Here is a 13,932-nt window from a genome sequence, read left to right as displayed (position 1 = left end):
CGGAAATAAACTAAACAAAGAATTCCGAATGTTGGCTTACAATACTATTAATATAAAAGTTTTACAAAACTAAGAATAATATATATCTTACAAAACCTTTCTTTAATAATAATTTATCTTTCTTATTGTTTCATTATTCTAAAGATTACATAAAATAATTTTAATTACGCAATAAACATTTGCTTCATAATCCATGCATATAACTGGAATAAAAGGACTGTATGGATAGTAATGGCAAGCTCATCCAAGAGCTATTTGCTGTTTTATAAAACACTAGCACAAAGCATTTTAACAATACTTTACTTAAAAAATAATCCTACAGGCTTAAATTAATTTCAGTAAAATTTTGAAGAAACCTTTCCACACTTACAACAAATTGAAAGGATAAAATAGTTTGTGAAATAAATTTTTCATTATAAAATTGAAAAATAAGTTTGTGAAAGAAAAAAATATTATATAGTTTTGTTAACATAAAATTATAAAACAAATATCTTTTAATTACTTTTTTTTAACTAACTAATCTCTAGTATGACAAACAAAAAATTACTCACGGCATTCATTGCGCTAATTTTTATGGTCGCAGGATATGCCCAGCAAAAGACCGTAACCGGTACCGTCACTATTGACGGCGAACCACTACCAGGGGTCAATGTAGTAGTTAAGGGCACATCCAATGGTGTCTCCACCAATTTTGACGGAAACTACTCAATCAATATAAATGATTCAGATACTGTTTTGATATTTTCATACCTCGGTTTTGAAACTCAGGAAGCATCTATTGATGGGCGCACTGTTGTTAACGTAGTGATGGTTGAAAGCGCCGAAAGCCTGGATGAAGTTGTAGTAGTAGGTTACGGAACCCAAAGCAAAAAAGATTTAACCGGTGCCGTTGAAACTTTATCTTCAGAAGAAATAACAAGAAACCCAACTACTTCTCTGGATCAAGCACTAGGTGGGCAAGTTGCTGGTGTATTCATTGCGAATAGAGGCGGTGACGCAGCTGCTCCTATTAATGTAAGGATACGTGGTGTGGGGACTACAGGAAACAATCAGCCTTTATTTGTTGTTGATGGTATTCCTTTAGTTCAAACTACAAATCAAACGGTAAATACGGGGTCTAACACAGAAAGTAACCCTTTAGCTACGTTAAACCCGAATGACATTGAATCCATAAATGTTTTAAAAGATGCATCTGCCGCTGCAATTTATGGAGCCAGAGCAGCCAACGGAGTTGTTATTATAACAACTAAAAGAGGTAAAGCAGGTGAGACAAAGGTTACATATGATGTTTATACCACAATTGCAGAAAGAAGAGGTGACTTTGATGTTCTTAACACAGAACAATACATAGAATACCAAGGGCTCTTGGGTACTGATTTAAGTCAATATAGTGGGAATCCAACCTATGACTGGCAAGATGCTGTTTTTAGAACTGGAATTACTCAAAACCATAACATCTCTGTTAGTGGTGGTACAGAAAATGCAAATTATAGTGTTTCGGCAGGATATATTGATCAAAAAGGTATTCAATTGGCTCAAAATTTTGAAAGATATACGTTCTCAGCCAACTCTGATATTAAAGTTGGGAAGCGTTTAAAGTTTGGAGAGTCATTGACCATTGGTTTGGCTGATAGATTGGTGCAATCAGAACCTGGTGCGCAAGCCGCATTTACAGCTGCTCGGAATGCACCCTTTATTCCAATCTTTGATCCAAACGGCCCTCTTGGCTATTCCGTGATTGACGATACTACAGCCAGTGGACTTCTTTTTACAGATGCATCTAACCAAATTGTGGCATTGAATGATCTTCAAGCCAATGAGACAAGGGTTAAAACCAGCAGAATATTGGGAAGTATCTATGGAGAACTGGAAATAATTAAAGGATTGAAGTATAGATTCACAGCTGGTCTTGACTACCAAGTAGGAGAAGGACAATGGTATCAAGACTTGTATAATTTTGGGGTTGGGAATGACAACGCTACCTTTTCTAGTTTATTGGTAAAAGAGAGGCCAATAGAAAAAACGGTTAACATTTCTAATATCTTAACCTATGATACTAGTTTTGGAAAGCATACATTTTCATTCTTGGTAGGACATGAAGAAACTGATTTTACTTTTACCAAAGTCAGAGGACAGGCAGGTAACTTGTTAAATTCTTCTGTTCTATTCGTTAATACCGGTGAAACTTCTTCTGTCAATGAAGAGGGAGATCAATGGGCAATACGGGGTTATTTAGGGAGAATAAATTACAACTATGACAGTAAATATTTATTGACGGTTAACTTAAGGCGAGATGAAACCTCTAGATTCTCACAAGATAATAGAGCAGATTATTTTCCATCTTTTGCGCTAGGTTGGAGAGCTAGTGAAGAATCATTTTTAAATGATTCCGAATGGCTTGACAATTTAAAGGTCAGAGCCTCATGGGGTCAAGCGGGAAATCAATTTACAGGTGCTAATTTTGCTTATTTAAGCCAACTCATCTTTACGCCTGCATATGTTATAGGTGATGACCAAACGGTAACTATTGCACCTACTTCAATTGTTTTTGCAAATGAAGATTTGAAATGGGAAAAGAGTAATCAAACGAACATTGGTATTGATATGACCGTTCTTAATAATAGTTTAGATTTGAGTATTGACTATTACAGAAAGGTTACCAAAGATATTTTAGTGGGAGTAACATTCCCAACTGTTACTGGTTTTGCTTTACCCACCGATGTTAACCTTGGACAAGTATTAAATACTGGATTGGAGTTCTCAGCAAACTATTCAAATTCTATTGGTGAAGATTTCAAATATGGGATTTCAGCAAACCTATCAACACTTAAAAATGAAGTTCTTGATTTGGACGACAATATTATCCTAGCAGGTGCTTTCGGAAGTAATGTAAGTAGAACCATTGTAGGTGAGCCTATTGGACATTTCTTTGGTTATCAAACCGATGGCCTCTACCAGACTGATGCGGAAGCAGCAGCAGCATTACCAGACGAGCAGGCCTTTGGAACCACTGGTGCAGGGGATGTTCGTTTTGTAGATGTAAATGGGGATGGGGAAATTACTCCTGAAGATAGAACAAAAATTGGCAGTCCAATACCAACATACTATTATGGGTTAACTCTAACTGCTGGATATAAGAACTTTGATGCATCAATATTCTTCCAAGGTGTTGGCGGAAATGAAATCTATAATCAAACTAGACAAAATTTTGAGACTATGTTAGGTCAAGGAAATGCTACTACTAGTATTTTAAATAGATGGACTGGGGAAGGCACAAGCAACTCCTTCCCAAGGTTAGATCCTTCAAATGCCAATAACAATGCCCGTTTTTCAGATCGTTGGGTAGAAAGTGGGGCTTATACTCGTCTAAAAAATATACAAATAGGGTATAACTTTGATAGCGAATGGCTTACCAAAATATCCAATGGATTTATTTCCAATGCTAGACTATATCTAGGAGCGCAAAATATTGCAGTATTCACTAAGTATTCAGGTCTAGATCCTGAGGTTACCAGAGCATTCAGCTTTCAAAAAGGAGAAAATACATTGTCTACCGGTATTGATGATGGATATGCACCTCCTGCTCCAACAACAGTTCAATTAGGCGCAAGGATAACTTTTTAACTAACTCAAAAAAATAGTAATATGAAAATTATAAATTTTATTTCAGGGCGGTTTAGGGTTTATGGCTTGTCCCTGTTTACACTGCTTCTTTTTACGGAGTGTAACGACTTGGATTTACAGCCACTGGATGCCGTAATTGAAGAAAACTTTTTTAACACGGAAAATGATTTTAAGGGAGCTACCCTTGCATCCTATTCCTCTATGCAAAGTTTATATGCGACAACTGCAGAAAACTTGTTCGCGGTAAATGAATGGTGGAAACTTACAATAATGACCGAGGATAATGTTACATCAGATCCTTTTAATATTGATTTGTTGAACTATAGCAATTTTCGTGTCTTTCCAACAACGACCGCTTTTCCATTCATTTATACCATTGTATACCAAGGTGTTCATAGAGCAAACAAAGTTCTTCAAAAACTAGAGGATGAGAATGAGCTCACAGCTGAGGAAAAAACACAATATGAGGCTGAAGCAAAATTTTTAAGGGCATGGTTTCATTTTCAAAGTTTCAAAATATGGGGAGGTTATGCACCGCTTTCACTAGCAGTTGTAGATGACCTTAATAATGCAGCATTACCAAATTCTACACCAGCAGAGACAATCTCTGCAATTTTAGCAGATTTTCAATTTGCAGCAGACAACCTGCCAGAATCTTGGGATAGCCAAAACACAGGGAGAGCAACAGCATGGGCCGCTACAGCATATTTGGGGAAAACACATTTGTATAATGGTGATTTATCCGCTGCGCAGCCATTTTTTCAAGATGTGTATGATAATGGTCCTTATTCCTTAATGGCTGATTATGCATCTGTTTTTGATTATGATTTTGAAAACAATCAGGAATCGATTTTTGAAATACAATTTGCCTCTAACTCTGATGATAATGGTTGGGTATTAGATGATTTCCATACTGAAAACTTTAAGGCATCACAAGGATATCATAGAGGAGCAGATCAAGATACCTCCAATGGGTCTTTATATGAACCAAGTGTAGATTACGTAAACAGCTCTGATCCAGATGATCCTAGATTGTCAACCAATATATATAGAGAAGGAGACACTTATTATGGCTTTGGATTTGATTTTGTTCTTGGAGATATAACTGCTGAGACAGGTTCTACAGGCTATTTGATTAAAAAATATAGAGGTGAAAATATTGCCAAAATGGCTCCACTCAATTTTGTTGTTGACTATAACAATGAACGGATTTTCAGATTTGCAGACCTAATATTAATGTATGCAGAAACTTTGATTGAGTCAGATCCAACATTAGCCACCCAATTGATAAATGAAGTACGCTTAAGATCATTCCCAGCTGCTACAGCAGTTCCAGCTGGTTTAAGTACAGCCGACCTTACAGATGCACTTCGTTTGGAAAGAAGATTGGAATTGGCTTTTGAAGGTCATCGATATTTTGATTTAGTACGATGGGGTATTGCACAAGAGACGTTTGACGCCTTAGACACAGCAGAAATAGAAAATACCTGGGACACTCAGACTGCCAATGGTATTTTCCCATTACCACAAACAGAAATTGACCGAAGCGGTGGTGTTTTATCACAAATTGACGGATTATAATAATAGTTTTTTGAGTTAGTAGTTTAATTTTTTTTCAAAGTTAATTGACAGGCACCCTCTAAAGTATTATATCTTTAAGGGTGCTCCGTTTTTATATCAATTTTGACATAATGTTGGTATTAATCATAAAAATATGTTTCAATAGTCTACAGATGAAAGATGCTATCAACAATACTAAAATTTGTGTCTTTTTGATTGGCCTTCTAATCTGTTCCTGTGAACCAAAAGATTCAGGACCTACAGTATTTACGCTGTTGGGTTCTGAAAAAACAAGTATTGATTTTGAAAACAGGTTGACCTCATCGGATTCATTAAATATCCTGGATTTTGAATATATGTTCAATGGCGGTGGTGTTGGAGTTGGAGATATTAATAATGATGGATTACCCGACCTTTATTTTACGGGTAACCAAGTGTCCAGCAAACTATACCTAAACCAAGGAGGGTTAAGATTTAAAGATATAACTGAAAGTGCCAAGGTTGGAACCAAAGGATGGGCCAACGGTGTGTCCATGGCAGATATTAACCAAGATGGGTGGTTAGACATCTATGTTTGCAAAGGTGGCCCACGAGATACAAGTGCTGAAGATATGTCCAATTTGGTTTATCTAAATAATGGTGATGGCACTTTCTCCGAAAAAAGTAAAGACTTAGGTATTTCAGATACTGGTTATAGTATTCAGGCTGTGTTTTTTGATTATGACAAAGACGGTGACAATGATATGTACCTGCTTACGAATGCTTTAGTTTCATTCAACAGAAATACGTCAAGACCAAAAATGATCGCTGGAGAGGCCGCCAGTACCGATAGACTCTACAGAAATAATGGAGACAATACCTTTTCAAATGTTTCCGATGAAACGGGAATAGTAATTGAAGGCTTCGGCCTTGGGGTTTCCATCTGTGATATTAATAGGGATGGTTGGGCAGATATATATGTTTCCAATGATTTTTTGACCAATGACATTCTTTACATCAACAACGGAGATGGTACATTTTCTAATAAGATTGACGACTATTTAAAACATCAGAGTTACAACGGAATGGGCATGAACATCTCTGATATAAACAATGATGGCTTATCTGATATTGTAGTTTTGGATATGTTGCCCCAAGACAACAAACGTCTTAAACAGACCGTAGGTTATTTTAGTTACGATAAACATATGTTGGATACGGACTTTGGATATGTGCCTCAGTACATACGAAACACACTTCAACTAAATAACGGTAATGGATCCTTTAGCGAAATAGGTCAACTTTCAGGTATTCATAGTACTGACTGGAGTTGGTCTCCTATAATTGCAGATTTTGACAATGATGGCTGGAAAGATGTTTTTATAACCAATGGTTATAGAAGGGATGTTACCAATTTAGATTTTATTGTTTATGGTCAACAAGCCTCATCCTTTGGAAGCCCAGAAGCTATCCGTAAAGATAAGTTAGAGAAACTGCAGGCACTTCCTGAGGTTAAACTGCACAACTATCTCTACAAAAACAATGGAGATTTGACATTTACCGATAAATCAATAGCCTGGGGAGTAGATATTCCAAGCTATTCCAATGGTGCTGCTTATGCAGATTTGGACAATGATGGAGATTTGGATTTAGTCGTGAACAATATTGACGATAAGGCACATATTTATAAAAACAACACCATAAGTGAAAAGTCGGTTTCAAAAGAAAACCATTTTTTAAAATGTCAATTCAAGGGGTCAAATGATTTAAGTGGAACAGAAGTTTTGGTTTATCATGGAGATAGAACACAACATCAGTTTTATGCCCCTGTAAGGGGGTACTTGTCCACCATGGAAAACAAGCTTCACTTTGGATTGGGCAACTCCAAAAAAGCTGATTTATTGCATGTAAAATGGCCTAATGGCAATTGCCAGACCCTAAGAAACATAGAAGCCAATCAAACAATAACCTTAAAACATGAAAATGCCACGGAATGTAAAAAAGACAATGCCATAACTCCATCCGCCTTGTTTACTGAAGTCACCGCTGATCTGGGCATAAATTATCTTCACAAAGAAAATAAATATGTGGATTTCAACGCACAGACAACACTTATACAAATGAATTCAAGGTTGGGCCCTGGAATGGCTGTAGGTGATATCAACGGGGATGGAATAGAAGATTTTTATATAGGCGGTGGTAAAGGTTATAATGGCAGCTTTTTCATTCAGGATGGTGAAGGAAGTTTTACTGAAAAAGTATTGGAAGGTGGAGAGGAACATGAAGATATGGGTTCACTTTTATTGGATTTGGATAATGATTCAGATTTAGATTTGTTGTTAATCAGTGGTGGTGAAAATACTTTGGGCATTGATGATGGCTATGTGGATAGGGCATATATGAATGACGGAGTTGGAAACTTTGAAGAGAACAATTTCTTTGAAAGATCTCATGCAGGTTCTTTTGTAAAAGCATCGGACTTTGATAAAGATGGCGACCTAGACCTTTTTATAGGGGGTAGATATGTTAATGGATCCTACCCATTATCCCCAAAGAGTTATCTTTTGATCAATGAGAAAGGAAAGTATACCGATAGTACCCAAAACATTTTTGATAACGATGGAAAGTTTGGTATGCTCACAGATGCGATTTGGACAGACTTTGATAATGATCAGTGGATAGACCTTATTTTGGTTGGAGAATATATGAGCCCTGTTTTTTACAAGAACAACAATGGAAAACTCATTGATGTTTCAACCTCTACGGGATTAGAAAATACCAGTGGTTGGTGGAATAGTATAACATCAGGTGATTTTGACAAAGATGGAGATATGGATTATGTGCTGGGCAATTTGGGATTGAACAGTAATTATAAGGCGAGTCCGTCCGAGCCAATAACCATTTACGCCAAAGACTTTGACTCCAACGGCTCAATTGATCCCATGATAACCTGTTATAGACAAGGTAATGAACACCTAATACACTCTAGAGATGTGCTGAGCAATCAAATTGTTGCAATGAAAGGCCGCTTTAGAACATATGAAGCCTACGCAAATGCCTCTTTTGACCAGACATTCTTAAAAGAAGAGTTAGATGATGCCTATACCGTTAGCGCAACACTGTTAACAAGCATGTACATGGAAAATTTGGGAAATGGAAAATTCCAAATGCATCCCCTGCCCCTTGAAGCGCAATATGCCCCAATATTTGGCATACACGTAGAAGATTTTAATAACGACAATAATTTAGATGTGCTGTTAGTGGGGAACTTATTTGCTGCTGAAGCACTTACCGGTTCTTATGATGCTCTTTCTGGACTTTATTTAATTGGGAATGGGAATGGGAAATTCATCCCGCATAAACCCTCAGAAAGTGGGCTTAAGATTGATGGCGATGCAAAGGCACTGGTACAGCTAAAGTCAGCTAAAGGGAATATGATTGTTTTGGCAAGTCAAAATTCTGGAACTGTAAAGGCATACACATACAAATCAGAAAAAGAATTTATCCCTATTGAGCCACAGCATGCATATGCTCTTATCCACATGAAAAATGGTGGTATGTACAAAAAAGAATTTGCATATGGCGATTCTTACCTGAGCCACTCTACAAGACAATTAAAAGTAGATGCAGAGAAAACAGATTATGTGGAGTTGTTTTCATATACGGGTCAAATCAAAAAGATAGTTATACGTAATGAAAAATAAAGTTGGTCTGTTCGGTTCATTATTGCTGATGCTATTTATAGGATCATCATGTAACAATACATCTGACCACTTGTTTACGGAATTGGATGCATCGCTTACCAAGATTGATTTTTCCAATGATATTGAAGAAGATGAAGAGCACAACATCTATAACTTTATGAACATCTATACCGGTGGAGGTGTCGGTGTAGGAGATATAAATAATGATGGCCTTAGCGATATTTTTTTCGCGGGCAACCTTGTTTCAAACAAACTATACCTAAACAAAGGCGATTTTATTTTTGAGGACATTACAGAGACATCAGGAGTACTTTCCAATAATTGGTCTACTGGAGTAAGTATGATAGATGTCAATCAAGATGGTTGGGTCGATATTTATGTGGCGGTATCCGGCGGCGGAAAAGAAGAAAAAAGAGCCAATAAATTATACATCAACCAGAAAAACAATACGTTTACCGAAGAGGCTTTAAAGTATGGCCTAGCAGATACCAGTCAATCAACTCAATCCGCCTTTTTCGATTATGATTTGGATGGTGACCTTGATATGTTTCTCATTGTCAACCCCGTGGATTATTCCCTCTCATCCGTTAATACGATAAGACCAAGAAAATTGAATGGCGAATCAAACAGTACGGACAAACTTTATAGAAACAATGGTGATGGAACATTTTCAGATGTTTCTTCCGAATCAGGAATCCTAATTGAAGGATATAGTTTAGGTGTTGGTGTCAGCGATATTGACAATGATGGGTGGCCAGATATTTATGTGTCCAACGATTTTTTGACCAACGATATTCTATATAGGAACAATGGCGATGGAACATTTTCAGATGTTTCAAATACCTATTTTAAGCATACTAGTTTTGCGGGTATGGGAAACGATATTGCTGATTTCAATAATGATGGTCTAGCGGATATTATGGTATTGGATATGCTCCCAGAGGATAATGAGCGCCAAAAAATGATTATCCCCGCAAGTAGCTTTGATAAATTTCAAATGATGCTGAAAAATGGCTACACTGCCCAATACACTCGAAATACATTACAACTAAATAACGGGAACAATTCTTTCAGTGAAATAGGGCAGTTTGCCGGAATAAGCCAGACCGATTGGAGCTGGAGCGTACTCATGGCCGATTACGACAATGATGGTTTTAAGGATGCCTTCATTACAAATGGGTTCAGAAGGGATATAGGGGATTTGGATTACATAAATTACCAACAACAATTATCCAATCCTTTTGGCTCTGAAAAAGTGCGGAAAGAAAAAAAATTAAAAGCCATAAAAGAATTGCCCAGTGCAGCTATTAAAAACTATTTCTTTAAAAATAATGGAGACCATACTTTTTCAAACACTTCAAAAGATTGGGGGATAAAAAATGTATCCCTGTCAAATGGATCCGCTTTTGCAGATTTGGATAATGATGGCGACCTAGATTTAATAGTAAATAATATTAATGAAAAGGCAAGCATTCTTAAAAATAATAGCGAAAAACAAACATCCCGCTTTTTAAAGATTAAATTAAAAGGGAAAGCCGGTAACCTTGAAGGTATCGGTTCAAAAATAACACTACACTCAAACGATAACAACCAATATTATCAACACTACCTTTCAAGAGGTTATGAATCCAGTATGGACCAAACCATTCATTTTGGCCTGGGAGAGAGTAAAATAGATAGCATAACCATAGTATGGCCAGATAAAAGAATACAGGTTGTAAAAAATGTATTGGAAAATCAGGTTATTACACTTGAGCATGGTAATGCACAAAAGGTTTCCCAAAAAGAAAATATGGAGGGTATAACTCCACTTTTTAGTGAAGTTTCCGATGCTTTAAAAACCAAATATAAGCACCAAGAAAATAACTTTGTAGATTTTAAGGTACAGCTCTTATTGCCTCACATGCATTCTAAAAATGGCCCCAAGATGGCCTTAGGGGATATCAACGGGGACAGCTTGGAAGACTTTTATATAGGAGGAAGTGCAGGTTATAGTGGTCGCTTTTTTGTACAAAAAAGTGACGGGACTTTTGAAGAGCAAGAGCTTAACATGGATATTACGGCAGAAGATATGGGTTCCCTCCTATTTGATGCTGATGGTGATGGTGATAATGATCTTTACGTAGTCAGTGGTGGAAGTGAATTTAACGCCGATGCTCCAGAGTATGAAGATCGATTATATTTTAACAATGGAAGCGGTGATTTTGTTAAAGACAAAAGTGCACTGCCCAAAATTATAGCATCAGGCTCTGTAGTTACGGCATCTGATTTTGACAAAGATGGAGACTTGGACCTTTTTGTTGGTGGTAGGATTGCACCAGGACAATACCCTATTTCACCTAAAAGTTATCTTCTGGAAAACAATGGAGGAAAATTTACCGACGTGACCAATAACTTTAATCAAAATTTGGCAAACGTAGGCATGGTTACCGCAGCTGTTTGGACGGATTATGATCAAGATGGAAAAAATGACCTTATACTCGCCGGTGAATTTATGCCTATTAAGATATTTAAAAATTCAGGTTCCCAATTTGAAGATGTAACGGACACTTCAGGATTGGCAGATACATCAGGATGGTGGAATAGTATTGCCTCCGGAGATATGGATGGTGATGGTGATATGGATCTTATTGCTGGAAATCTTGGAACCAATAGTCGCTATAAGGCATCCATTGATCAACCCCTATGCATTTATGCTAAGGACTATGACAAGAACAATAGCATAGACCCAATCATGTGCTATTATATACAAGGCGAAAATTACATTGCCCATCCCAGAGATAAGATAACTGGACAAATTGCTTCCATGAGAGGGCGCTTTAAAACATATGAATCATATGCCAAAGTCAAATTTGGAGACGCTTTTTTGCCTGAAGAATTAGAAAATGCATTGGTTATAAAGGCCACTAATTTCAAAAGCACTTATTTTGAAAATATGGGGGATGGCACCTTTAAGTCAAAACCCTTGCCCGCCATGGCACAAATAGCACCCTTAAATGGAATTCAGATTACGGATGTCGATGGAGATAATAAGTTGGATGTGTTATTGGTAGGAAACAATTACTCGGGAGATGCCTCCATTGGCAATCATGATGGTATGATTGGACTATACCTTAAGGGTGATGGTAAAGGTGGACTAGTTCCCGTTCCTGTAACATCAAGTGGGTTTTATGTAAATACAGATGCCAAGGACATTAAGGAATTAACTCTTACTGATGGCAGAAGTGTAATTTTGGTGAGTAGTAATTCAGACTCACTCCGAGTATTTTCAAATCATACACGCTGGTAGAACTAAGGTTTCTCACTCTTTAGCAGAGTATTACTTCGTTGTGTTTAATCGCTTATCTTTCAAAAAAATAGAATACTTCGTTAGATAAAAAAACCAATTTATATCTAATTAATAAGTTTTTGAAAGATAATTATCTTTCATATATTTACAATAATACTTTTTTAATCATTTACATAGTTAAGCTAGAGATTTGAATTGTTTTATCAGAATATCTCCATCAAAAAAATGAAACGTCGGTCATTCATTACAAAAAGTGCCTCAGTTGGGTTATTGGTAGGTACCACTTGGTCATATGGTCAGGATAAAATACCGCCACACAACTGGGATGGATATGATTTTGGACCACCTCCATCCATCAAGAACCGGCTAAATCAAGGGCCATTTTCTAATTATGGTCCTGGAGCAACAGCTCCTGGGGCAGATGTTGTTATGGTTACTACCCCATCTAACAAGCCCGTAAGGAATTTTGGCATGGGCATGGTAACCTACATTTGTGATGAAGTTGGCCCACCAAAGGTAGAAGGAGAAACACTTCGTGAATCTATTGAAAAACTTGCAAAATTTCCTTTGGGTGATATTTTGTACATAAGGGTAGACTGGCGAGATATTCAAAAAGAACCAAAAAAGCTTGACTTTCCTGAACACTGGGATTTAACCTTTGAGATGGCAAAAAAATACGGAAAGCGAGTTGCTTTTCGAATTCAGTTAATGAGTCCCGTAATAGAGCCTGAATCCATGCCGGATTTTTTAATAGGTAAGGTTCCATTGGTGAAATTGGGAACTACTGATGAAATAGGCATTCCTGGCAAAGTACATTATGCGCCACAATATGACCATCCAGAATTTATGAAGGCATTTAAAGATATGGATGATTTATTATCTACAATCTATAACGGTCATGAATTGGTAGAGTATGTTGATACGTGCATGTACGGATTTTGGGGAGAAGGGCATACATGGCCTTTTAATGGCAACCCTTTTCCAGATTATCATACCGCAGAAAAAACATGTATTGAAATGTTTGAACATCAAATTGCCAACTGGACCAAAACACCATTGGTGACCAATACACAACCTGATTACAGCAATGTTGGAAATTCTGAAATATTGGATAGAACTATACGCTCATACAATTGGTTACGTACCGATACTATTTTCATAGAAACCTCTCAAATAGATGCTTTGAGCAACAGACCTCCATGGATAGGAGCTACAATAGAGCAAGGTTTGCGCACAGAACAGGTTAACAATAAGACCGCCTTTGAAGGAATTACAAGAAATGAAAATATAATCGCGCATATAAAAGATGTCAGCCCTACTTATTATTCTCTTTGGAACTGGCACAATATCTCTTTTGAAAACCTTTTGGGCTATTATGGAAAGCATCCGGAGCCATTAGATGGCCTTGCTGCAAATATAGGATACCGTATACGGCCCTCTTGGATTTGGTGTTTTGAAAAAGATGGATACCCCGGATTAATATTGGGATTAGTCAATGACGGTATCTCTGGAGTGCCTGGAGCGCTTTGTATTTCTATTGTTGATGAAGCAGGGAATATGGTTTCTTCAGGAAGTATGGATCCAGGGTACCCATTACCAGGTAAAGTAAGACAAGCTTCTTTTACTTTTCCAAAAGATACTCTGTGGGATACCTTAAGTCTAAAAGCGGAAATAGAAGTAAAGGGTGTAAAATATGCTATAAAATGGGCCTGCTCTCAAGAACTCGAAAATGATGGGACTCTGCGCTTGAAAAGAAATTTATAACCAACTAATACT

Annotated in this window: 5 protein-coding genes; all 5 read left to right on the top strand. The window is 37.1% G+C overall.

All coding sequences use genetic code 11. The features are described from left to right. Positions 1-528 precede the first annotated feature (528 nt). The 5 genes from AAY42_RS13195 (at position 529) to AAY42_RS13175 (ending at position 13,920) form a co-directional block, all read left to right on the top strand. Positions 529-3,624 carry a SusC/RagA family TonB-linked outer membrane protein gene (locus AAY42_RS13195; RefSeq protein WP_055395979.1) on the top strand — a complete coding sequence of 1,032 codons (3,096 nt, stop codon included), beginning with the start codon at positions 529-531 and terminating at the stop codon, positions 3,622-3,624. A 21-nt stretch (positions 3,625-3,645) separates the two neighbouring features. Continuing rightward, a complete protein-coding gene (locus AAY42_RS13190; protein WP_055395977.1) occupies positions 3,646-5,205 on the top strand; it encodes a RagB/SusD family nutrient uptake outer membrane protein in 1,560 nt (519 codons plus the stop codon). Between the two features lie 152 nt (positions 5,206-5,357). Then, complete coding sequence (locus tag AAY42_RS13185; RefSeq protein ID WP_175288770.1) at positions 5,358-8,867, top strand: VCBS repeat-containing protein; 3,510 nt, start codon at positions 5,358-5,360, stop codon at positions 8,865-8,867. Beyond that, positions 8,857-12,156, top strand: a complete 3,300-nt coding sequence (locus AAY42_RS13180; RefSeq protein WP_055395974.1) for a VCBS repeat-containing protein — start codon at positions 8,857-8,859, stop codon at positions 12,154-12,156. The genes AAY42_RS13185 and AAY42_RS13180 overlap by 11 nt, the downstream gene beginning before the upstream one ends. A 225-nt stretch (positions 12,157-12,381) precedes the next feature. Continuing rightward, positions 12,382-13,920: a hypothetical protein gene (locus tag AAY42_RS13175; protein WP_222836842.1), complete on the top strand. Its 1,539-nt coding sequence runs from the start codon at positions 12,382-12,384 to the stop codon at positions 13,918-13,920. Positions 13,921-13,932 lie beyond the last annotated feature (12 nt).

It is taken from the genome of Flagellimonas eckloniae (assembly GCF_001413955.1).
GTDB lineage: Bacteria > Bacteroidota > Bacteroidia > Flavobacteriales > Flavobacteriaceae > Flagellimonas > Flagellimonas eckloniae.
The sequence above is the reverse complement of the archived record's forward strand: the minus strand, read 5'-3'. Positions and strand labels throughout refer to the sequence as shown.